The following is a 23,126-nucleotide window of genomic DNA, read 5'->3' on the forward strand; positions in this document are numbered from 1 at the left end:
TACTTGAGAGTGACTCTCAATCTTATTATCAGGCCGCCCATCGTTCAGGAGTACCCCGATGGGCAATCGCACCCGCGCCGTGACCGGCGCTTCCACCCTCACCCTCGCCTGTCTGCTGGCCGGGGCCGCCACGGCGCAGTCAGTTTCGCTGCCGCTCCAGGCTGAGCCGGCCGAGGCGGAAGAGGCTGTGCCCACGGTCGTTGTCGATGATGCCACGCGCGGCGCCGCCGGTCGGCCCTACCGCCTGGGGGACCTGCTCGATTCCGGCTCCGTCACCTTCACCCAGAAGTCGATCGAGGATCGCGCGTCCGGCTCGGGCGACGTCAACGAGCTGCTGAGCCAGTTGCCCACTGCCCATTTCTCGCGAAGCGCCGCCGCCGCGACCCGGGACAGTCTGCGCGATCTTCGTCCGACCGAGGTCTCGATCTCGGGCGGCCGCCCCAGCGAGAACCTGTTCCTGATCGACGGCGTCGGCGTGAACTCGATGATGGAGCTGCTGGATCCAACCCTGACGTCCGGCTCGGCCATCCACTATGACTCGGTCGCCGGCGCCAGCGCCCAGAGCAACTGGGTCGATTCCAGCCTCGTCGGCGAAATGACCGTGCGGGACTCCAACGTGTCGGCGGAGTTCGGCCGCTTCACCGGCGGCGTGGTCGATATCGTGACCCGCGATCCGTCGCCGATGTTCGGCATGCGGGCCGGCTACAGCTACACCGGCGACAACCTCACCCACTACAAGCTGTCGCCCAACCTTGAGGCGCAGCTCGCCGACAACCTGCCGGACAAGCCCCAGTACGGGCGCGAGCGCTGGAACGTCTCGGTCGATCTCCCGGTCAACGAGAACCTCAGCCTGCTGGCCGCCTATTCGCTGTCCGAGGCCTATACGACCAGCACCTGGTCGGCGGGACTGGGCGCCGGGGAGTATGACTCCTTTAGCACCAGCGAAAACTATCTGCTGAAGCTGGCCACCAACCTGCCCGGCGATCTGCGTTTCACGGCGCAGGTCAACCACGCCCCCTACCGGTCTGAAACCACCCGCTCCAGCGCCATCGACGGGCTGATCGTCACCCACGGCGGCGGCACCACGGCCCGCATGGAGCTGGCCGGTGAACGCGGCATGGCCGAGTGGTCGGTCAAGGCCTCCTACGCCTTCTCCGACAATGATCGCGAGGCGGCCCAGGACTATTACACCCGGCCTTCACAGGGCGAGGACTGGTGCCTGAGCGGCACCTGTTACGAAGGCGGCATGGGCCCGATCAACCAGCGCCAGAAGGACACCAATCTGAACGGAACCTGGAGCCAGCCCCTGTGGGGCGGCGACCTGCGTCTGGGGTTCGATTTCAGCAATGTGGAGGCGCAGAAGATCCGCCTGGGCGACTCCCACATCTATTCGGCGCCGAGCTACAGCGCCGCGACGGTGTGCGCCGTCGCCACCGACCGCGCCTGCGTCGCCGGTCGATATGCGCTGGCGAACATGGTGATCTATCCGGCCTACAACGCCGAGGTCAGCCTGCAGAGCTATGCCCTGTGGGGCGAGCTGACCCGCACCCTGGGCGCCTATGACGTCCGGCTGGGGCTGCGCTACGACCACGAGACCTTCCTCGGCGACCACAATTTCTCGCCGCGCCTGTCGGTCGCCCGCGCCCTGCCCTGGGGCTTCAACGCCACCTTCGGCCTGAACCGCTATCATGGCCGCAGCTATCTCGGTTACGCCATGCGTGAGAAGCTGAGCCACACCGAGACCTGGACCCGGACCGCCACCGTCGTGAACGGCCAGAACGTCTGGTCCGACAACTGGCGTCAGACCCGTGACACCCTGCCGACCCAGTACAGCGGCCAGGGTCTGGACACGCCTTACAGCGATGAAGCCACCCTGGCCCTGACCGGCCCGGTCCTCGGCGGGGACGTGCGCCTTCGCGGCATCTATCGCGAAAGCCGCAAGCAGTTCTCCCGCTCGCTGGTCGAGCGCATCGTCCATGACGATCTGGGCGTGCCCCGCAACGTCAACAGCTACCGCATGGAGAACGGCGGCGAGAGCAGCTACGAGGGTATCGACTTCAGCTATTCCCGACCCATCGCGAACCATACGCTGACCTTCAGCACCAGCTGGTCCGAGACCCACAGCAGCTCTATCGACTATTACGATCCCAGCGACGACGACCTCCATGAAGCGACCATGGTGGTCTATCAGGGGGAGATCATCTCCCTGACCGATCTGCTCGCCGAGAACCAGCGCCAGAACTATTCGGCGCCGTTCGTGGGCAATCTGGACTGGCAGTCGGTCTGGCTGGACGATCGTCTGACGGTCACCGTCGGGGGGCGTTACCGCGGCAGCTTCACCCGGCTGGAAGACACCGGCGTGAACCAGTCGATCAGTGGCACCTCCTACGACGTCTATGGGCCGGTGACCTACAAGCCCTCGCTGGATGTCGACGCCAATGTCAGCTTCGAGCTCCTGCGTGGTGACCGCAGCGCCCGTCTCGAGGCTCGCATCTCCAACCTGTTCGACACCATTCCCAACCGGAACGTGGCCTATTCCAGCCAGCCCTGGCAGACCGGCCGCACCATCTGGCTGGGCCTGAACGTTCGCTACTAGGATCACACGGTCGGGGCGGTTTCCGGAGACCGCCCCGACACCGATCCGGAGGCCCCGCGCCACCGTGCTGCTGCCACCTGCTGTCAGCAGTCTGGCGAAAGGCGGTCAGGGTTCCTATAATGTTCTTGCTGATTTCAGCGAAACATACCCCATATAGCGCTGTCGCGCCGGACCCTCCCCGGCCCCTCCGCGTTCTCCGGATTCCATGACCGAAAAGCACAACTTCATCCGCGTCCGCGGCGCCCGCGAGCACAATCTCAAGGGCGTCGACCTCGACATTCCGCGCGAGAAGCTGGTGGTGATGACGGGCCTGTCGGGCTCGGGCAAATCCTCGCTGGCGTTCGACACCATCTATGCCGAGGGTCAGCGTCGCTATGTCGAATCCTTGAGCGCCTACGCCCGCCAGTTCCTGGAGCTGATGGGCAAGCCGGACGTGGACCTGATCGAGGGCCTCTCGCCCGCCATCTCCATCGAACAGAAGACCACGTCGAAGAATCCGCGCTCGACCGTCGGCACGGTGACCGAGATTCACGACTATATGCGTCTGCTGTGGGCGCGAGTGGGCATCCCCTACTCGCCCGCGACCGGCCTGCCGATCGAAAGCCAGACCATCTCGATGATGGTCGACAAGCTGACGGCCCTGGCCGACGGCGAACGCCTGCTGCTGCTGGCTCCGGTCGTGCGCGGCCGCAAGGGCGAGTACAAGAAGGAGATGGCCGAGTGGCAGCGCGCGGGCTTCCAGCGCGTGAAGATCGACGGCGAGTTCTACGCCATCGAGGACGCCCCGGCGCTCGACAAGAAGTTCAAGCACGACATCGACATCGTCGTGGATCGGATCGTCACCAAACAGGGGCTTGAAGGCCGCTACGCCGACAGCCTGCAGACCGCCCTGGGGCTGGCCGACGGCATCGCCGTGGCCGAATGGGCCAACACCATGGAGGGCGAGACCGGCCCGCGCCGGATCACCTTCTCCGAGAAGTTCGCCTGCCCGGTCTCGGGCTTCACCATCAGCGAGATCGAGCCGCGGCTGTTCTCGTTCAACAATCCGTTCGGCGCCTGTCCGGTCTGTGACGGTCTGGGCGTGAAGCTGGCCTTCGACGCCGATCTGGTGGTGCCGGATCGCGACAAGACCCTGCACGCGGGCGCGGTGGCCCCGTGGTCGCGCGGCCCCTCGCCGCTCTACACCCAGACGCTGCAGTCGCTGGCCAGCCACTACGGCTTCTCGATGGACAAGCCGTGGCGCGAGCTGCCGGGCAAGGCGCAGACCGTCGTTCTGCACGGCTCGGGCGGCGAGAAGATCAAATTCGTCTACGACGACAACGCCCGCAAATACGAGACGCTGAAGGCCTTCGAGGGCGTATTGCCGAACCTTGAGCGTCGCTGGCGCGAGACGGACTCCGCCTGGGTGCGCGAGGAGCTGGGCCGCTTCCAGTCCGAGACCCCCTGCGAGGCCTGCGGCGGCAAGCGTCTGAAGCCGGAAGCCCTGGCGGTGAAGATCGCGGGCGAGGACATCGCCGAGGTGTCCTGGCTGTCGATCAAGCACGCCCACGAATGGTTCCTGGGCCTCGAAGGCAAGCTGACCGACAAGCAGATGGAGATCGCCCGGCGGATCCTGAAGGAGATCAACGACCGCCTTGGCTTCCTGAACAACGTCGGCCTCGACTATCTGAACCTGTCGCGCAGCTCGGGCACCCTGTCCGGCGGCGAGAGCCAGCGCATCCGTCTGGCCAGCCAGATCGGCTCTGGCCTGACCGGCGTGCTGTATGTGCTCGACGAGCCGTCCATCGGCCTGCACCAGCGCGACAACACCCGCCTGCTGGAAAGCCTGATGGGCCTGCGCGACCTCGGCAACTCGGTGCTGGTAGTCGAGCATGACGAGGAAGCCATCCTGACCGCCGACTATGTCATCGACATGGGCCCGGCGGCTGGCGTCCATGGCGGTCAGGTCTGCGCCCAGGGCACGCCCGCCGAGGTCATGGCCAATCCCAACTCCCTGACCGGCAAATACCTGACCGGCGAGCGCGAGATCGAGCTGCCGCCCGAGGGGCGTCGTCCGGTCAATCGCAAGAAGATGCTGAAGATCAGCGGGGCGACCGGCAACAATCTGAAGAACGTCACCGGCGAGATCCCCGGCGGCCTGTTCACCTGCGTCACCGGCGTGTCCGGCGGCGGCAAGTCGACCTTCACCATCGAGACCCTGTACAAGGCCGCCGCGCGCCGTCTGCACAATGCGTCCGACGCGCCCGCGCCCCACGACCGGATCGAGGGGCTGGAGATGTTCGACAAGGTCATCGACATCGACCAGTCGCCCATCGGCCGCACGCCGCGCTCGAACCCGGCCACCTACACCGGCGCCTTCGGCCCGATCCGCGACTGGTACGCGGGTCTGCCGGAATCCAAGGCCCGCGGTTACGGCCCTGGCCGGTTCTCGTTCAATGTGAAGGGCGGTCGCTGCGAGGCCTGTCAGGGCGACGGCCTGATCAAGATCGAGATGCACTTTCTGCCGGACGTCTACGTCACCTGCGACGTCTGCCATGGCAAGCGGTACAATCGCGAGACGCTGGAGATCGTGTTCAAGGGCAAGTCCATCTCGGACGTCCTTGATATGACGGTGGAAGAGGCCGCGCGCTTCTTCACCGCCGTGCCGTCGATCCGCGACAAGATGCAGACGCTGGAGCGGGTCGGCCTGGGCTACGTCAAGGTCGGCCAGTCGGCGACAACCCTGTCGGGCGGCGAGGCCCAGCGGGTCAAGCTGTCCAAGGAGCTGTCGAAGCGGGCGACGGGCAAGACCCTCTACATCCTCGACGAACCAACCACGGGTCTGCATTTCGAGGACACCCGCAAGCTGCTGGAGGTGCTGCAGGAGCTGGTCGAGAACGGCAACACCATCGTGGTGATCGAGCACAACCTGGATGTCATCAAGGTCGCCGACTACCTGCTGGACTTCGGTCCCGAGGGCGGCGACGGCGGCGGTGAGATCGTGGCCGTGGGCACGCCGGAAGAGGTCGCGGCCAATCCGAAGAGCTGGACCGGCAAATACCTCAAGGAGGTGCTGGACCGGCACGAGCAGCGCCGCAAGGCGCGTGTCGCCAGCTTGTCTGCGCCCGCTGAGGCCAAGCCGGTGAAAGCCAAGGCGAAGGCGCGGGCCTGACGGTCCGCGCCCGCGCTCGGGATCAGGGCCGGATCAGCGCGACTCGGGAATATCCCGGCAGATGGCCGCGAACGGCGCCCACAGCAGGGTCGAGACCATCGCCATGCCGAGCGGCAGCAGGATGAGGATCAGCAGGGCGCCGATGGCGGCTCCCGGCGAGGCGGGCCCGCCACTGGCCATCACCACCTGCAGCGGCCAGCCGATCAGGATCAGCAGCAGGACCACGACCGCCGCGAGGGCGAAGACGATGATGTTCAGCCCCAGCAGCGGCCAGAACAGCGGACGCGTCACCTTCCAACCCTCGACGAAGGCGAGGCGGCGGCGATGGAAGCTCAGCGGGGCGATGAGACACAGGCGGACCGACAGCCAGATCGTCACGCCCGTCACCACCAGCCAGACCAGCGCGCCGACGATCATGCCGCCGCCCGCCACGGATGCATTGACGATGATCTCGCCGCCGACATTGGCCACGGCGCTGACACAGCCGACCACCAGGGCCACGATCAGCAGCCGGCCCTCGTCCCGACCGACGCGGAGAGAGGCGAAGCTTTTCTCCTGCGGTCGCAGCACCGCGCGATAGACTGCCGGGGCCAGCACGGCCTGAAGCAGGATCAGCACGGGGATCGTGACCCAGGTGATGCGCTGCATCGCCGCCGTCGCCGCCGGAGACAGTTTTGCGGGATCGCCGCCGGAGGCCCCCAGCTCTCCCATGTGCGGCGCCAGCAGAGGCATGACCGCCAGCAGCATGGCGATCAGCCCGACCAGCCAGACGGCGCCCCAGAGGGCGACAGCGCCGGGACGCCGCCGGCTGAGGCGGAAGCCTTCGAAGGCGGCTTCAGTGGCGGCGATTTTCATCATGTTCTCCGTGACTCGCGGCCCGTTCTAGTGCCCGGTCCGCCGGGTGTCAGTGGAAATCCATCCGGACGCGGCGAGCGGTCGCGAGGACGAACCCGTCAATGGGCGCTGGCATCTGGCGATGAGGCCGCTAGAACCCCGCCATGAGCACGACCACCTCCCCCTCTCCCGTTCACGTCATCGGCGGCGGCCTCGCCGGTTCCGAAGCCGCCTGGCAGATCGCCAACGCCGGCGTTCCCGTCATCCTGCACGAGATGCGCGGCGTGCCGGGCGTGAAGACCGACGCCCACCACACCGACGGCCTGGCCGAGCTGGTCTGTTCCAACTCCTTCCGGTCGGACGACTGGGAATACAACGCCGTCGGCCTGCTGCACGCCGAGATGCGGGCGCTGGACTCGATCATCATGGCCTGCGGCGACGCTCATCAGGTGCCTGCCGGCGGCGCCCTGGCCGTGGACCGCGAGGGCTTCTCACAGGCCGTGACGGCCAAGCTGGAAGCCCATCCGCTGGTCACCCTCGTGCGCGAGGAGATCGCCGGTCTGCCGCCGGAAGAGTGGGACAATGTCATCGTCGCCACCGGCCCCCTCACCTCGCCCGCACTGGCCGAAGCCATCCTGGAGGCCACCGGCGAAGAGAGCCTGTCGTTCTTCGACGCCATCGCCCCCATCGTCCACGCCGACTCGATCGACTTCGACATCGCCTGGCGTCAGTCGCGCTATGACAAGGAAGGCCCGGGCGGAGACGCCGCCGCCTACGTCAACTGCCCGATGGACAAGGAGCAGTACGAGGCCTTCATCGACGCCCTGCTGAACGGGCCCAAGGCCGAGTTCAAGGACTGGGAGAACGTCCCCTATTTCGACGGCTGCCTGCCGATCGAGGTCATGGCCGAGCGCGGTCGCGAGACCCTGCGCCATGGTCCGATGAAGCCGGTCGGCCTGACCAATCCGCGCAATCCGACGGTCAAGCCGCACGCCATCGTTCAGCTGCGTCAGGACAATGCGCTGGGCACCCTCTACAATCTGGTCGGCTTCCAGACCAAGCTGAAGCATGGGGCGCAGGCCGAGACCTTCCGCATGATCCCGGGCCTGCAGAACGCCCAGTTCGCCCGCCTCGGCGGCCTGCACCGCAACACCTACCTGAACAGCCCGCAGTTGCTGGACAAGCAGCTGCGCCTGAAGGCCGTGCCGCGCCTGCGCTTCGCCGGCCAGGTCACCGGCGTCGAGGGCTATGTCGAGAGCGCGGCCATGGGCCTGCTGACGGGTCGCCTCGCCGCCGCCCAGGCGCTGGGCCGCGAGCTGTCCGCGCCGCCGCCGGAGACGGCTATGGGCGCCCTGGTCGAGCACATCACCGGGGGCCACATGGAAGGCTCCAAATTCCAGCCGATGAACATCAACTACGGCCTGCTGCCGCCGCTGGAGGCGCCGCGCAAGGACGCCGACGGCAATCGCATCCATCCCAAGGAACGCGGTCGGGCCAAGAAGCGGTTGATGAGCGTCCGGGGACTGGAGGCCCTGAAGGCCTGGCGGGACGCGAACTGATGGCGGAACAGACCGAACTGGGCCGGCTGATCGACCGCCGCACGACCCTGATCTACCGCCTCGACCTGATCTCCAAGGGCGCGCAGATCGCCTATGACGACGGCACGCCCGTCGATATGGCGTCGGAAAAGGCGCGGCTGGAGGACGAGGTGGCCCGGCTGGATCGCAAGATCCTGAGCCTGCAGCCGCCGGCCGGTCAGGCCTGAGCCCCTTTCAGCCCCGCCTACCTCCTGATCCGCGCGCCGGTCACCACGATCTCGACGCGTCCGCCCTCCGCCGCCGCCTCGTTGCTGAACCGTGCACGCTCGCCGTTCGCGCGCCGCGCCGTCGCGGCTCCGCCCTCGGGGTTCGGCGGCTGCTGGCTCTCCGAGACACATCCGGTCAGCCGCCCGCCCGCGATCAGGCAGGTCAGCGAGATGGCTTGCACGCCGCCGGTCCTCGGGGCCGCCGTCGCCGGCATCTCTATCGCTAACCCCTGCAGCAATAGATCCGACACGTCCGTCGCCCGATCGTGTTCGCGGGTCAGGGGCTGATCGCAGGCCGTCAGAACCTGATCCACCACGGCCCCTGACGCCGGAAGGGCGAAAGCGACGTTGAACGGCGCGGGATCCCCGTCGATGGACTGAAGCGTCACAGACCCGCCCAGACGGAGAAAGCGGGCTGTCATCGGGGCATTGCTCAGGCCAAGCCTGCCGTCAGCGGAGCGGTCCCATTGCCCCTCCGTGGAGAAATCATCGCCCCGCGTGAGCAGGGCCCGACGCGAAGAGTCGCGCGACAGGGGCGTCCCGGAGATGCCGGTCAGCAAGGTTCCGGCGCGACACAGGACGATGATGGACGCCCCGGACGCATAGGAGACGCTGGCGCTGACGGAATCGGTCGCGGGATCGGTTGCAAGATCCCAACCGTCGTCTGTCTCCTGTGCCCTCACCGGCCCGGCGAGAATCGCGGCTGCAATCAGCATCACTCCGGCATTTACAGGCAGTTTCATTTCCCCTCCGACAGTCGCGAAACCCCTCAATCCCTCCTATCCTGCACGAAATGACGGGCATGAACCACCAGCGTTATTCCTTCGACTTCGCCCGGCGCGCTGTGCGGCAGAAGATCACCGATGTCTTCAATGACGCCGACAAGGGCGAGCGGCCGGTCCTGCGGCGCGGGGACGCCCTACTCCCGTCCGACGGCGTGGCGGCGCGGGTCAATGGCGACGTCGTCACCATGATGATCGGCGGGGTCTCCGGCCTGCTGCTGCAGATGTTGCATCCGGCGGTGCTGGCGGGGGTCTGGGACCACTCCGACTTCCGCGCAGACATGCATGGCCGCCTGCGCCGGACCGCCAAATTCATCGCCACCACGACCTACGATCACGCCGAGAACGGTCAGGCGATGATCGACAAGGTCAATCGCATCCATGCGAAGCTGGCGGGCGTCCTGCCGGACGGGACGCCGTACCGGGTGTCCGATCCGGCCCTGCTGGCCTGGGTGCATGTGACCGAGACGATCAGCTTCCTGGACGCCTGGATCCGCTATGCGGAGCCGGACATGTCGATGGCCGATCAGGACGCCTATTTCGACGAAATGGCCCGGATCGGCGCCGCGCTGCACGCCGATCCCCTGCCCCGCACCCGGGCTCAGGCCGAGGCGCTGATCCAGAGCTATCGCCCGCAGTTGAAGGCCGACGCCCGCACCCGCGAGGTCGCGCGGATGGTCATGCGCCACAGGATCGGCTCGCCCGCCGTGGACGCCGCCGCCGGCGTGATCATGCAGGCCGGACTCGACCTGCTGCCGGACTGGGCGCAGGCGATGCATGATCGCCCGTTCGGACCGCCACGCGTCCTGACCCGAGGCGCCGCCCTGTCCACCGCCCGCTTCATCCGCTGGGCCTTCCGGGGCTCGCCGAATGTCCGCGTCCATCCCCGTGACGTCACGAGCTACTGATGGCCCTCAATATCCGCATTGATGATCTGTCCGGACAGGCCGTTCAGGATCTGCTGGCCCTGCACCTGACGCTGTAGGTCAGAGCTTCCCGTCGGCGGCGCGGATGAAATAGACCGCGCCGTAGCCGCCCATGACGAGAATGCCCAGCATGACCAACCCCGGCATCTCGCCGCTGGGTCGGCCCAGGATCGAGACCCAGTACCACTGGAACCCGGCATAGGCGGCCATCGCCAGCAGCCAGGGGGCATAGGCCAGCTTGAAGGCCCGGACGAAGCCGCGCGGCGGGCGGCCACCGTTGCGCATGACAGCGCCGGTCACGGCGGCGGGCGCGGCGGCCAGACCGAAGACCTGACCCAGCAGAAGGATAATGTCGGCGAGGGCGTTCATCGGTGGCTCCGTCGGATCAGATGCGGCCGCGCGCCGTCGCCAGCACGAGCGTCAGGCGCTTTACGAACTCCGGCGCATCGGGGCTTGTCAGGGCGGCGGGGGCGACGGCCGGGAAGGCGTGGATCGGCAGGGACTTCAGCGCCGCGTTGGCGGCGCGTCGCAACGCCCTGGCCTCGTCCCGGCGTCCCGTTTGGCTGAGCCCGCGCACCCGGGCGGCGTCGGCTGCCACAGCGTCATGACCCTCGCCCGCCAGGATCCGGACGGCCGTTTGCATGGGACCGACGTAGAAGGCGTCCAGATCGTGCGGCTGACTATGCACACGGCCGATGTGCGCCTCGATCAGGGCGTCGAACGGCGCGCGCGGCAGACTGTGGCGGGCAGCCAGATCGGTCAGGGCTTCCAGCACGGGATGGCCCTTGCGCGCGACGCCGCTGAACACCCCGTCCATCTGCTCGGCCCACCAGGTGAAACGCATCTCGGCCAGCAGCGGCTGGGTCACCCGCGTAGGAATGGCCATCAGTTCGGCCTCGAAGGCGTACAGGGCGATCAGGTCGGCGCGCGCCTGCGGGTCAGCGACGAACCGACTGGATAGCCAGCGGTCGATATCGGCTTCCCGGACCTGTGCGTCGAGATCGGTCATGCGTCCTTCACAAGCGAAACGGGGCGGATCGTGAGACCCGCCCCGTCAGATCAGTCTTCCGTCGCGGTCCGGATCAGGGCCGCGAGGCCATGCCCAGCTTGATCGGCTTGGCGTCGTCGGACGGACCGCCGCGCTTCACGCCCCACAGCAGGATGATCGGTGCGCCGACATAGATCGACGAATAGGTGCCGATGATGATGCCCATCATCAGGGCGATGGAGAAGCCGAACAGGGCCTCGCCGCCCCAGATGGCCAGCACGGCCAGAACCGCCACGGCGGTGACGCCGGTGATGATCGTCCGCGACAGGGTCTCGTTCAGCGACAGGTCGATCACCTCGCGCAGCGGCATGGTCTTGTACTTGCGCAGGTTCTCGCGCAGGCGGTCGAACACCACGACGGTGTCGTTCATCGAATAGCCGATGACGGTCAGGATGGCCGCCACCATGGTCAGGTTGAACTCCAGCCCCATGACCACGATCAGACCGAAGGTCAGGATCATGTCGTGCACCAAGCCGGCCACGGCGCCGAAGCCGAACTGCGGCTCGAAGCGGAACCAGATGTAGAGGAACATCAGGAAGACGGCCGAACCGAGGGCCAGCAGGCCCGCGGTGAACAGCTCGCCGGAAACCTTGGAGCCGACGATGCTGACGCCGGAGTAGCTCACGTCGCCGACCGCCTCGGTGATGGCGGTCTCGACCTGCTGGACCACCTGGGTCTGGTCGCGGCCTTCCGGCACCTGGAAACGGAGGATGGCGGTCGAGCCGTCATCCACATTGCTGCCGCGGCGGGCGATGCCCTGCACCCCGACGTCGCCAAGGCCAAGGTCGCTGACGGCGCCGCGGACAGCGCCCAGATCAATCGCCTGACCGACCGGCTTGGACACCTCGATCGAGGCGCCCCCGCGGAAGTCGATGCCCATGTTGAGGCCGGGATAGAAGCACCCGACCAGCGAGGCGATGCAGAGCACCGTCGAGATGATGCCGGCCGGCAGGGCGTACTTCACGAAGCGGAAGTTCGTCTTCTGCGGCAGGATCTTGATGAGAGGCCATCCACGCATGGTCTTACTCCGCCGCCGGAACGGTCTTGCCGGCGAAGACGGGGGTCTCGTCCGCGATCGGCAGTTTCTTGGGTTTGGCGACCTTCAGCCAGACGGCCAGCAGGACCTGGGCCACGACGACCGAGGACAGGACCGAGGTGAAGACGCCGATCGACAGGGTCCAGGCGAAGCCGCGCACCGGGCCGGCGCCGAACACGAACATGATCGCCGCGGCCACCAGGGTCGTCACGTTGGCGTCCAGGATGGTGCCCCAGGCCTTGGAGAAGCCCGCGTCCATCGAGGCGATGACGCTGCGTCCCGCCCGCGCTTCGTCGCGCATCCGCTCATAGATCAGCACGTTGGCGTCAACGGCCACGGCGAAGGTCAGGATCAGACCGGCGATACCCGGCAGGGTCAGCGTCGCCTGGAACAGGCTCATACAGGCCACGATCAGCAGGCCGTTCAGCAGCAGGCCGATCACGGACACCCCGCCGAACAGCAGGCCGTAGGTCAGGATCATGAAGACCACGATGACCAGGAAGCCGATCGCGGTCGAAAGCGCGCCCTTGCTGACGGCGTCGGCCCCCAGTTCGGCGGTGACGACGCGGCGCTCCTCGACCTTCAGCGGCGCCGGCAGCGCACCGCCGTTGAGCAGGTTCACCATCTCGGACGCTTCCTCGATGGTGTACTGGCCCTCGATGATGCCGGAGCCGCCGGTGATGGCGCTGCGGATGTTCGGAGCCGAGATGACCTTGCCGTCCAGGATGATGGCGAAGGGACGGCCGATGTTGGCGGCGGTCGCCTCGCCGAAGCGGCGGGCGCCGGCGCCGTCGAAACGGAAGCCGATGGCGGTGCGCCGGTTCTGGTCGGTCGTCACTTCAGCCTTGGTCAGGTTCTCGCCCGAGACCAGGATGCGGCGCTTGACCAGATAGGGGACGCCCTGCTCGTCCATCAGGACTTCGGCGTCCGGCGGGATGATGCCGCTCTGCAGGGCCTGGGCCTGGTTCTCGACATCGACCATCTGGAAGGTCAACTGGGCGGTCTGGCCGATCAGGCGTTCCAGCTCGGCCGGGTCGCTCTGCCCCGGCGCCTGGACCACGATACGGTCCGCGCCTTGGCGGGTGATTGCGATTTCCTTGGTGCCGCTGCTGTCCAGACGACGACGGACAACCTCGATCGACTGGGTGACCGCGTCGGCGCCCATGGCGTTCATGGTCGCATCGGTGAAGGCGTAACGGATGCGGTTCGAGCCCTGACGCTGGACCACGCGGTCGGCGGCGCCTTGCGGGCTGCCGCTGATCAGAGCCGCCATGGCGTCCTGGGCGGCTTGCATCTGCGACGGATCGGACAGGGTGACGATGACGCCGTCGCTCTGTCGCGCGATGGTGCTGACGCCGATATTGGCCTCGCTCAGAACCGTGCGGGCGTCTTCCGCCAGGTTGTTCAGGCGCTTGTCGCGCATCGCCGGAACATCGACTTCCAGCAACAGGTAAGACCCGCCCTGAAGGTCGAGGCCCAGGTTCAGGGCGTTTTTCGGGAGCCAGCCCGGCAGGGCGTCCCGTTGAGCCTGGGTCAGCAGGTTCGGCGCCGTGAACAGCAGGCCGAAGACCAGTGACAGGGCGAGAAGAATGATCTTCCAGCGCGAGAGGTGAATCATGCGGGCTGCCCCGAACCTTTCAGGAGACCGATCAGGCCTTGGCGTCGTTGGCGGCGACGGCGGTGCGGTTGCGCACGTCGGCGATCATCGACTTGATGACGGCGACGTTCACGCCCTGGGCGATCTCGACCATGACCTGGTCGTTCTCGACGCGGGTGACCTTGCCGATCATGCCGTTGGACAGAACCACGGTCTCGCCGCGCTTGATCGCCTCGATCATCGCCTTGTGCTTCTTCACCTGCTGCGACTGCGGCCGCAGGATCAGGAAGTAGAACAGCACGATCATGGGGACCATGAAGACGAGCATCGAGCCCGGACCGGCCATGAATTCCTGCACGTGAATCTCCGAAAGCGCGAGGCGCGCCCTCGGCGCCGCCCCCTGAAAATGAGGCGCGGAACCTAGGGCGCGTCGTTACACTTTGCAACGCGGCGACACACCGCGCCGAACGGCCTGCGTTATCGCGGCAACACGGTCAGCGGATCGACCGCCGACGGCGTGTCTCCGCGCACCCGCCAGGTTTCGAAATGGATCGACGGACGGCCGTCGCCGGCGGTCGTCCCGACGGTGCCAACCTGCTGACCCGGCATCACCTCGTCGCCATCACGCACCGTGGTGGAGCCGAGGTGGCCATAGACCGTGCGCCAGCCGTCGCGGTGGACGATCAGGACCGTCAGGCCCTGCCCCGCCAGATCATCGCCGACATAGCCGACCCGACCCGCCGCGGCGGCCCGCACCTCGGCCCCGGCGGGAGCGCCGATGTTGACGCCATTGTTGCGCTCACCCATGCCCACCGGGCCGAAACGCCGCAGGATGTCGCCGCGGATCGGCCAGTCCAGACCGACAGAGGGACCGGCCACGGTGACCGGCGGAGCGCTTGCGGCAGGCTGACGCGGGGGCGCCGGAAGATTGGCCGGAGGCGGCGGAGGCGGCGGCGGAACGCCGTCATTGGGCACGGTCACACCGTGGGGCGACGGGCCGGTGGCGTAAGGATCGCCGCCGATATCGATCGCGCCCTCGGGCAGGATGATGCGCTGGCCCGGCGTGATGGCCGCGCGCGGGCCCAGGCCGTTCAGATCGATCAGGGACTGCACCGGCGTCTGGAACCGGCGCCCGATGCCCGAAATGGTGTCGCCCGGCTGGATCTCGTAGGCCGCGCCGGCCACGGCGGGACCGCGCGCGGGGGGCGGGGGCGAGGTGAAGCCCTCCGATGCCGGTCCGGCGGCCGGATTGCCGTACGGGCGGGCGGGCTCGTTGTAGGAGGTGTTGGGCACCTCGGTGTAGGGCCGGGTCGGAACGTCATTGTAGGGGCGCGGGCCGACCGTCACCGTCGGGGCCAGTTCGCCGCCCTCGATCGACTCCACCGGGGCGCCGCGCGGCGGAGGGGCCTCATTGGCGGGATTGGTCGGGCCACGCACGCCCTCACCGGTCGGAACCGGGCGGGTCGGATAGGCGGGCGCGGTTGGGCCGGTCGGCGCCGGTCCCGGCGGCTGGTCGGCGTAGATCGAATAGCGCGGCTCGCTGGGATAGCTGGAGCATGCCGCCAGCAGGCTGACCGCCCCCACCAGTGTCAGGATGCGCACAGCGCCGCCCATTCGTCTCATTCGCCCGCTCCGATTCAGCGCCCGTCCTGTGGGCCGACCTGACCCGGAAAACCGCGCCAAAGTTGGGCGGGAAGGTTAATCAAAGCTTGCCGGGCGGCAAGATCGCCCCGCGCCCTACCCTTCCTTGGCCGTTCCCTCGACCAGCGGCACGAAGCGAACCTCGGTCAGGCTCTCGCGGCGGAAGGAGCCGTCGGGCTGGCCGACGTAACGGTGCAGCATCTGGACGGAGCTGCGTCCGACCGGACAGACCAGAACTCCGCCGGGCTTCAGTTGCTTCAGCAGTTCGGTCGGCTCGCCGGGCGCGGCGGCGGTGACCATGATGCGGTCGAACGGCGCCTGCTCGGGCCAGCCGAGGCCGCCGTCGCCGTGGCGGGTGATGACATTGTCGATGTCCAGTTCGCGCAGCCGGTTCTCGGCCTCGGTGAGCAGGCTGCGATAGCGCTCGACGGAATAGACGTAGCGGGCCAGCCGGCTCAGCACCGCGGCCTGATAGCCGCTGCCGGTGCCGATCTCGAGCACCCGGTGACGCTGCTGCACGTCCAGCGCCTGGGTCATCAGGCCGACGATATAGGGCTGGCTGATGGTCTGGGCGCAGTCGATCGGCAGGGCCTGGTCTTCCCAGGCCTGATCAAGGAATTTCTCGTGCACGAAGACGGCGCGGTCGATCGACTCCATGGCCGTCAGCACGCGGGGATCGGTCACACCCTGCTGCCGAAGGCCCAGGATCAGTCGGCCGGCGCGGTCGTCGTTCAGCTTCATTCGGCCGCCACAGCCTTGGGCGGAGCGCCGCCCAGCACCTTCTTGAGGTCATTGACGCTGGCCATGTGGGTCAGGTCGATGTGCAGGGGCGTCACCGAGATGCGGCCCTCGTCCATGGCGCGCAGGTCGGTGCCTTCGGCATGCTCCTGCTTCTCGCCCCGGAAGCTCATCCAGTAGTAGTCGCGGCCGCGCAGGTCGGTGCGGCGGATGGCGTGCATCTCGCCGATGTCACGGAAGCCCTGCCGGGTGATCTCGACCTGGGTCACCGCCTCGGGCGGACGGTTGGGGAAGTTCAGGTTCATCACCACGCCCGGCGCCCATTTCTGCTCCAGCAGGCGGCTGATGATGCCGGGGGCGAAGGCTTCGGCGGTCTCCCAGTGGGCCGACACCTCGTCGTGGAAGCGCTCGAGGCTCTGGGACAGGGCGATCGAGCGGATGCCGAAGGCCATGCCCTGCAGGGCGCCGGCGACGGTGCCGGAATAGCTGACGTCCTCGCCGACATTGTGGCCGCGATTGACGCCGGACAGCACCAGATCGGGCTTCTCCGGCATCAGGTCGTTGACCGCCAGGATGACGCAGTCGGTCGGGGTGCCGGTCACCGCGAACCGCTTGTCCCCCAGCCGGTTCACCCGCAGCGGCTCGGTCAGGGTGATGCCCCGGCCCTTGGCGGACTGCTCGGTCTGGGGCGCGCAGACCCAGATGTCATCGGACAGGGTGCGGGCGATACGCTCCAGACACTCCAGGCCCTCGGCTTCGATGCCGTCGTCGTTGGTCAGAAGGATTCTCATGATCCGGTTCTGACTAGAGCGAACCTGGCCGTCGCGCATCCGAAAAATCCGGGACGCGGCAAGCTGATCCCGGCGGGACGAGCGGGCCAGGGTCTACTGGAGGACCTCGATGCGGTCGCCCAGGATGATGATGTCGCGGCTGCACAGGTTGGCGATGCGCGAGCCCTGCCAGTTCCAGGTCTCGCCGCCGTCACGGTCGGCCCAGGCGACGGCGCGGCCGGTGACGCGGACCTTTCGGCCCGAGACGTCGCGGACGGTTTCCTGGGCCGGGCGCGGCAGGGCGGCGCTGACGCAGTCGCTGGGGAAGCCGCGGGCCGGATCGTGACGGGTCTCGTACAGGCGGATTTCGTCACCCTCCACCTTCGCCCAGCCCTCGAAGGCCGGGCCGGAGGTGTTGAACCAGGACGGCGGCGGCGAGACGTTATCGCCCGTGGTCGCACAGGCGCCGAGGGCCAGCAGCAGGGCGGCGGGAGCAAGGGCGATCAGGCGCATTGGCGTATTCCTTACGGCAGTCTTTCGGGGCAGCCCGGACAGGGCCTTCGGCTTATGGACCGGAACGACGTAACATCCTGATGACGCCGTCGTTCCGTCTCCGCTGACAGGACGCCGCCGACCGGCGGACGCCCTCCCCGTCCCGGTCGCGGGTCAGCCGCCGACGGAGGTCAGGCCGCCCATATAGGGGACCAGAACGTCCGGCACGCGGATTGAGCCGTCGGCCTGCTGGTAGTTCTCCATGATGGCCACCAAGGTCCGGCCGACCGCGAGGCCCGAGCCGTTCAGGGTGTGGACGAACTCTGTCTTCTTCTCGCCGTCGCGCTTGAAGCGGGCGTCCATGCGCCGGGCTTGGAAGTCGCCGCAGTTCGAGCAGGAGCTGATCTCGCGGTACATGTTCTGCGACGGCAGCCAGACCTCGAGGTCGTAGGTCTTCTGCGCCGAGAAGCCCATGTCGCCCTTGCACAGCAGCATCTTGCGGTAGGGCAGTTCCAGCGCCTGCAGGATGGCCTCGGCGCAGCCGACCATCCGCTCGTGTTCGGCGTCGGAGTCCTCCGGGCGGGTGACGGAGACCAACTCGACCTTGGTGAACTGGTGCTGGCGGATCAGGCCGCGGGTGTCACGCCCCGCCGAGCCCGCCTCGGCGCGGAAGCACGGTGTCAGGGCGGTCATGCGGATCGGCTCGGCCAGCTCGCTCTCGGGCAGGATCTGCTCGCGGACGAGGTTGGTCAGGGAGACTTCGGCGGTGGGGATGAGGTAGTGCTCGCCCGCCTTGAACAGGTCTTCCTCGAACTTCGGAAGCTGACCGGTGCCGAACATGGCCTCGGCCTTCACCATGTAGGGCGAGTTGACCTCCAGATAGCCGTTCTTGTCGGTCTGGGTGTCCAGCATGAACTGGGCGACCGCCCGCTCCAGACGGGCCAGCTGGCCCTTGATGACGGCGAAACGCGAGCCACTCATCTTCGCGGCGGCCTCGAAGTCGAGCAGGCCGAGGGCCTCGCCGAGGTCGGCGTGATCCTTGGCCGGGCCGCCGTCGCGGGGCGTGCCCCAGCGGCTGACCTCGACATTGCCCGCCTCGTCCTCGCCGTCCGGAACGTCGTCGGCGGCGATGTTCTTCAGCCCGGCCAGCAGGTCGCGCAGCTCCTTGCCGACGTTGGCCTCGACGACTTCGGCGGCGGCGATGTCAGCCTTGAGCGCCTCGACCTCGGCCTTCAGGCGGTCGGCCTCGGCCATGTCCTTCTTCGCCATGGCGGCGCCGATCAGCTTGGAGGCGGCGTTGCGCTTCGTCAGCCCGTCCTGCGCCGTCGTCTGGGCCGCGCGCAGCTCGCCGTCGAGGCGCAGCAGGTCGGCGACCAGCCCGTCGGCCTCCTCGACCCCGCGCGACGACCAGCCGCTGACGAAGGCGGCGGGATTGTCACGGATGGCGCGGATGTCGTGCATGGCTCTGGTCTCTTGGATGGGAAGCGATGCTCTAGCGGGCCGGGGGGAGTCGATCAAATCCTCCTGCTGTCGTCATCCTCCGGCGAGCGCAGCGAGACCGGGGGACCCAGCGGCGCCGCGACGGCGGCGAAATACTGGAGGCCGAGGTTGACGCGCCTCTGCTCCCGACAGTGTCGCGCTCCCGCGCGCCGCTGGGTCCCCCGGTCTGCGCCGCTGCGCGGCTTGCCGGAGGATGACGAAAGCAAGGGGAGAGCGTGCATCGTCCCTGAAGGGGCGATGGGGAGGTGAGGCAGTGCGCGAATGTGGGTTCTGGAGCGGCTTCACCATCGTCGGGGCCGTTCGTGGAAGGTGCGGCGGCGGTTGGTTCCCGGGGCGGCGGGCGGCGGCGAGGCGTCGCACGCATTTTTCGCAGCGCCGGAAAAATTCGGGTGCGAACAGTGCGGATGGGTCCGGCACAGGCTGTCGTCGAAGACCCATTTCCCCGCCTTGCCGGCCTCGAGGCGGGCCGCGAAACGCAGGGCGCGCAGGTATTTGACGATCACACGATGGAAAGAGCGGACGCGGCGGGTGTCGCCCTGACGACGGGCGAGGGCCTGCTGCGTCAGGGCGAAGCGATGCTTCTCCCGAAGATCGGCGCACTGGCTGGAAAAGCGGTCGCGGTCCATGCCGGACAGGATCGCATGCCGGTGCGTCAGATTTGGACGTATGCGCGCCGGTCTGTCCTCTCCATTCGCTTGAGGGCGAATGGAGAGGTGAGCTGTCAGCCCGAGGCCTCAGATCAGTCCCGACAGCGGCGAGCTGGCGCTGGCGTACATCCGCTTCGGCATGCGGCCCGCCAGATAGCCCTGACGTCCGGCAATGACGGCGTGCTTCATCGCTGAAGCCATCAGGATGGGGTCGTTGGCGCCGGCGATGGCCGTGTTCATCAGGACGGCGTCGCAGCCCAGTTCCATGGCCAGGGTGGCGTCGGACGGCGTGCCGACGCCCGCGTCGACCAGAACCGGCACCCTGGCCTGTTCGATGATCAGGCGGACATTGACCTTGTTCTGGATGCCCAGACCCGAGCCGATCGGGGCGGCGGCGGGCATGATGGCGGCGGCGCCGGCGTCTTCCAGACGCTTGGCCATGACCACGTCGTCGGTGCAGTAGACCATGACCTGGAAGCCGTCCTTGATCAGCAGGTCCAGCGCCCGCAGGGTCTCGACCATGTCCGGGTACAGGTGGGCGGTGTCGGACAGGACCTCCAGCTTGACCAGATCCCAGCCGCCGGCCTCGCGCGCCAGCCGCAGGGTGCGCACGGCGTCCTCGCCGGTGAAGCAGCCGGCGGTGTTGGGCAGGAAGGTGAAGCGGTCCGGCTTCACATAGTCGACCAGCAGGGGCTGGTTCGGGTCGGTCAGATTCACCCGGCGCACGGCCACGGTGACGATCTCGGCCCCCGCGGCCTCGGCCGCCTCGGCGTTCTGCTGATAGGTCGCATACTTGCCGGTGCCGACGATCAGGCGGCTGTTGAAGGTGCGGCCGGCGACGGTCCAGCTGTCGTTCGTGGAGGCGGAAACGGGGGCATGTGCGTTCATGCCCCCGTCCCTACGCCTTCAACGGCGTCGTTTGAACCCTTACGCGCCTTGCGGCAGCGCGTAGGCGATCACTTCATCCGACACGGGGGTCTCCATGAAGTGGTGGCCGCCCGGTGCGATGACCAGGAACTGACGGCCGCCGACCTCATAGACCATCGGATTGGCCTGACCGCCGCCCGGCAGCTTGTCGGTCCACAGGGTCTCGCCGGTGCGCAGGTCGATGGCGCGGATCAGGTCATCCGTGGCCGCGGCGATGAAGACCACCCCGCCCGCCGTCACGACCGCCCCGCCGTTGTTCGGGGTGCCGATCTCGATGGGCAGCATCGACGGGATGCCGAACGGTCCGTTCTTCAGGGCCTGCCCCAGCGGGCGGTCCCAGAGGGTCCGGCCCGAGCGCAGGTCGATGGCGCGGATGCCGCCGTACGGGGGCTCCTTGCACAGCAGGCCAGTGAAGGGCATGCGCCAGCCGGCGTTGACGTCCACCGCATAGGGGGTCCCGGCCTGCGGGTCCCCTGCCCCCTCGGCGCCGCCCTTGCGGGCGCCCTCCTCGCCCCGCGGCGCCCAGCCCTTGCGGTCGGCTTCCGCGCGCGGGACCAGCCTGTTGTAGTTGGGCATGTCATTGTAGTTGGCGACGATCACGCCGCGCGCCGGGTCGATGGCGATGCCGCCCCAGTCAGAGCCGCCGTTGTAGCCCGGATACTGGATCCAGCGACGATCCGCCGTCGGGGCGGTGTAGAAGCCGTCATAGGAGGCGCTGCGGAACTGGATGCGGCAGATCATCTGGTCGATCGGCGACATGCCCCACATCTGCTTCTCGCCCAGATCATCCGGACGACGCAGGGTGTGATAGCGGCTGGTCGGCTGGGTCGGGCTGCGCATCTGCGGCTCGACGCCGCCGCCCGGCGCCTGGATGTCCACGACCGGAACCAGCGGACGGCCGGTCGCGCGGTCCAGCACATACATGTCGCCCTGTTTGGACGGCAGGATCAGCGCCGGCGTGGTCCCGCCATTGACGGGGAAGTCGATCAGCGTCGCCTGCGAGCCCAGGTCATAGTCCCAGACGTCGTGGCGCACGGTCTGGAAATGCCAGCGCGGCTTGCCGGTCGTGACATCCAGCGCCACCAGCGAGGTGGCGTAGTCCAGCTCGATCGGTTGACGGCTGTTGCTGACATAGTCGGCGGCCGAGTTGCCCATCGGCAGATAGACCAGCCCCAGACGCTCGTCGCCCGAGGCCGTGGTCCACATGTTCGGCGTGCCGAGGCTGTAGAACTGGCCTTCCGGCGGCGTGGTGTCGATGTCGGGCCGCAGCATGTCCCAGGCCCAGCGCAGCTGGCCGGTGACGGCGTCAAAGCCCTTGATCACGCCCGACGGCGCGTTGCGGCGCTGACCATCAAGGATCTGGTGACCCGTCACCACCACCCCGCGCACGATGGTCGGGGCCGAGGTGATCGAGATCATGCCGGGCACCGTCGGCCCCATGTTCTCGGCCGTGTTGACCTGGCCGTTCTGGCCGAAGCCGGCGCAGCGCTGGCCGGTGCGGGCGTCCACGGCGATCAGGCGGGCGTCCAGCGTGCCCCAGATGATCCGGGTTGCGCAGGGCTCGGTCACCGCGACGTTGGGGACGACGTAGTAGCTGACGCCCCGACAGGCGGCCGTATAGGGGATCGACTCATCGCTGACCTGCGGATCGTGCTTCCACAGGTTCCGGCCGGTCGCCGCATCCACCGCCAGCACCATGTTCTTGCCGGTGCAGATGTAGAGGGTGTTCCCGATCTTCAGCGGGGTGTTCTCGGAGGCATACTTGTTCTGGGCCAGAGGCCGGTCGCCGGGCAGGTCGCCGGTGTGCAGGCTCCAGACCCGTTCCAGCCGCCCCACGTTCTCCGGGGTGATCTGGGTCAGGGGCGAATAGCGCTGGGCGTGGTAGGTGCCGCCATAGGCCGGCCAGTCGGCGCCGACCGGGAGGGCGTCGGGATCGCTGGACGCGACCTGCTGCGCGTCCGGGATCGGGCCGTTCACGCGAATCCTTGCGGCATTGGCCGAAGCGACCCCGCCGACCAGCAACAGGGCGACCAGTCCGACCGCGCCGCCGGCGGCCCAGACCTTGCCGCGTCCCGGCTTGAGCGCGGGCAAGGCGGCCAGTACGAAGATCAGCAGGACCGCCGGGGCGATGACGCGGGGCACCAGCCCCCAACCATCGATGCCGACCTCCCACAGCGCCCAGAGCACCGTCAGGATGAAGACGCCGATGTAGATGACGGCGCCCAGCAAGCTGCGGCGGATCAACAGCACGCCGCTGGCCAGCAGGCCCAATCCGGCGAGCAGATAGTACCAGGACCCGCCCAGGCTGATCAGCCAGCCGCCGCCTATGGTGAGCGTGAGACCGATCAGGGCCAGAACGACCCCCAGGGCGATGATCAGGCCTCCCGCGAAGCCTCCGGGTTTGCGCTCTACGGACATTTGCACGCCTCCAGCGTGACTGTGGATTTGCCAGCGCAACCCCTCATCCCGTTTGCGGTTCCGTACGCGAACACCCCTGTTGCTGATACGTGCTCACATTGGGTTAGTTTGTACAAAACGCGGGGTTATCGGTACAAATCCCGGCGCCTTTCGTCAGTTTTCGAAAGGGCGGCGGACGTGCGTGACTGTCCTCCCGAGTCGTCAGTGCAGGAGTGTCGT

At 67.7% G+C, this 23,126-nt stretch carries 20 protein-coding genes; 5 read left to right on the plus strand and 15 right to left on the minus strand.

The window, feature by feature from the left end; all coding sequences use genetic code 11:
- Positions 1-58: 58 nt before the first annotated feature.
- Positions 59-2,596 (plus strand): hypothetical protein, encoded by a 2,538-nt coding sequence (locus ACFQQC_RS14160; RefSeq protein WP_376863087.1) that lies wholly within the window; start codon positions 59-61, stop codon positions 2,594-2,596.
- A gap of 205 nt (positions 2,597-2,801) precedes the next feature.
- Positions 2,802-5,747 (plus strand): excinuclease ABC subunit UvrA, encoded by a 2,946-nt coding sequence (gene uvrA / locus ACFQQC_RS14165; protein ID WP_376863088.1) that lies wholly within the window; start codon positions 2,802-2,804, stop codon positions 5,745-5,747.
- Between the two features lie 33 nt (positions 5,748-5,780).
- Here uvrA and ACFQQC_RS14170 read toward each other — a convergent pair whose 3' ends face one another.
- The gene (locus ACFQQC_RS14170; protein ID WP_376863089.1) at positions 5,781-6,602 is read right to left on the minus strand and encodes a hypothetical protein; all 822 of its coding nucleotides are present in this window, start codon (positions 6,600-6,602) and stop codon (positions 5,781-5,783) included.
- A gap of 143 nt (positions 6,603-6,745) precedes the next feature.
- Here ACFQQC_RS14170 and trmFO point away from each other — a divergent pair, with 143 nt between their 5' ends.
- Positions 6,746-8,140 carry a methylenetetrahydrofolate--tRNA-(uracil(54)-C(5))-methyltransferase (FADH(2)-oxidizing) TrmFO gene (gene trmFO / locus ACFQQC_RS14175; RefSeq protein ID WP_376863090.1) on the plus strand — a complete coding sequence of 465 codons (1,395 nt, stop codon included), beginning with the start codon at positions 6,746-6,748 and terminating at the stop codon, positions 8,138-8,140.
- A complete protein-coding gene (locus ACFQQC_RS14180; RefSeq protein WP_376863091.1) occupies positions 8,140-8,346 on the plus strand; it encodes a hypothetical protein in 207 nt (68 codons plus the stop codon). The genes trmFO and ACFQQC_RS14180 overlap by 1 nt, the downstream gene beginning before the upstream one ends.
- A gap of 17 nt (positions 8,347-8,363) precedes the next feature.
- Here ACFQQC_RS14180 and ACFQQC_RS14185 read toward each other — a convergent pair whose 3' ends face one another.
- Positions 8,364-9,128, minus strand: a complete 765-nt coding sequence (locus tag ACFQQC_RS14185; protein ID WP_376863092.1) for a hypothetical protein — start codon at positions 9,126-9,128, stop codon at positions 8,364-8,366.
- 59 nt (positions 9,129-9,187) lie between these two features.
- On the opposite strand from ACFQQC_RS14185, the gene ACFQQC_RS14190 reads away from it, so the two are divergent.
- A complete protein-coding gene (locus ACFQQC_RS14190; protein ID WP_376863093.1) occupies positions 9,188-10,075 on the plus strand; it encodes an oxygenase MpaB family protein in 888 nt (295 codons plus the stop codon).
- 78 nt (positions 10,076-10,153) lie between these two features.
- Here ACFQQC_RS14190 and ACFQQC_RS14195 read toward each other — a convergent pair whose 3' ends face one another.
- From ACFQQC_RS14195 to ACFQQC_RS14255, 13 genes are all read right to left on the minus strand, one after another.
- Positions 10,154-10,462, minus strand: a complete 309-nt coding sequence (locus ACFQQC_RS14195; RefSeq protein ID WP_376863094.1) for a hypothetical protein — start codon at positions 10,460-10,462, stop codon at positions 10,154-10,156.
- A 16-nt stretch (positions 10,463-10,478) separates the two neighbouring features.
- Positions 10,479-11,102 carry a squalene/phytoene synthase family protein gene (locus ACFQQC_RS14200; RefSeq protein WP_376863095.1) on the minus strand — a complete coding sequence of 208 codons (624 nt, stop codon included), beginning with the start codon at positions 11,100-11,102 and terminating at the stop codon, positions 10,479-10,481.
- A 73-nt stretch (positions 11,103-11,175) separates the two neighbouring features.
- On the minus strand, positions 11,176-12,159 hold the full coding sequence (secF, locus tag ACFQQC_RS14205) for a protein translocase subunit SecF (RefSeq protein WP_376863096.1): 984 nt from the start codon (positions 12,157-12,159) through the stop codon (positions 11,176-11,178).
- 4 nt (positions 12,160-12,163) lie between these two features.
- Positions 12,164-13,795, minus strand: a complete 1,632-nt coding sequence (gene secD, locus ACFQQC_RS14210) for a protein translocase subunit SecD (protein ID WP_376863097.1) — start codon at positions 13,793-13,795, stop codon at positions 12,164-12,166.
- 31 nt (positions 13,796-13,826) lie between these two features.
- The gene (yajC, locus tag ACFQQC_RS14215; RefSeq protein WP_376863241.1) at positions 13,827-14,120 is read right to left on the minus strand and encodes a preprotein translocase subunit YajC; all 294 of its coding nucleotides are present in this window, start codon (positions 14,118-14,120) and stop codon (positions 13,827-13,829) included.
- Positions 14,121-14,251: 131 nt separating this feature from the next.
- Positions 14,252-15,397, minus strand: a complete 1,146-nt coding sequence (locus ACFQQC_RS14220) for a peptidoglycan DD-metalloendopeptidase family protein (protein WP_376863098.1) — start codon at positions 15,395-15,397, stop codon at positions 14,252-14,254.
- Between the two features lie 114 nt (positions 15,398-15,511).
- Positions 15,512-16,156 (minus strand): protein-L-isoaspartate(D-aspartate) O-methyltransferase, encoded by a 645-nt coding sequence (locus ACFQQC_RS14225; protein ID WP_376863099.1) that lies wholly within the window; start codon positions 16,154-16,156, stop codon positions 15,512-15,514.
- Positions 16,153-16,944: a 5'/3'-nucleotidase SurE gene (surE, locus tag ACFQQC_RS14230; RefSeq protein ID WP_376863100.1), complete on the minus strand. Its 792-nt coding sequence runs from the start codon at positions 16,942-16,944 to the stop codon at positions 16,153-16,155. Before surE ends, ACFQQC_RS14225 begins: the two co-directional genes overlap by 4 nt.
- A 93-nt stretch (positions 16,945-17,037) precedes the next feature.
- On the minus strand, positions 17,038-17,436 hold the full coding sequence (locus ACFQQC_RS14235) for a hypothetical protein (protein WP_376863101.1): 399 nt from the start codon (positions 17,434-17,436) through the stop codon (positions 17,038-17,040).
- 153 nt (positions 17,437-17,589) lie between these two features.
- Positions 17,590-18,876, minus strand: a complete 1,287-nt coding sequence (gene serS, locus ACFQQC_RS14240) for a serine--tRNA ligase (RefSeq protein WP_376863102.1) — start codon at positions 18,874-18,876, stop codon at positions 17,590-17,592.
- A 320-nt stretch (positions 18,877-19,196) separates the two neighbouring features.
- Complete coding sequence (locus tag ACFQQC_RS14245) at positions 19,197-19,541, minus strand: hypothetical protein (RefSeq protein ID WP_376863103.1); 345 nt, start codon at positions 19,539-19,541, stop codon at positions 19,197-19,199.
- 108 nt (positions 19,542-19,649) lie between these two features.
- On the minus strand, positions 19,650-20,450 hold the full coding sequence (locus tag ACFQQC_RS14250) for a thiazole synthase (RefSeq protein WP_376863104.1): 801 nt from the start codon (positions 20,448-20,450) through the stop codon (positions 19,650-19,652).
- Between the two features lie 39 nt (positions 20,451-20,489).
- Positions 20,490-22,907 (minus strand): membrane-bound PQQ-dependent dehydrogenase, glucose/quinate/shikimate family, encoded by a 2,418-nt coding sequence (locus tag ACFQQC_RS14255; protein ID WP_376863105.1) that lies wholly within the window; start codon positions 22,905-22,907, stop codon positions 20,490-20,492.
- Positions 22,908-23,126 lie beyond the last annotated feature (219 nt).

Source organism: Brevundimonas sp. GCM10030266 (assembly GCF_042666595.1).
Classification (GTDB): Bacteria; Pseudomonadota; Alphaproteobacteria; order Caulobacterales; family Caulobacteraceae; genus Brevundimonas.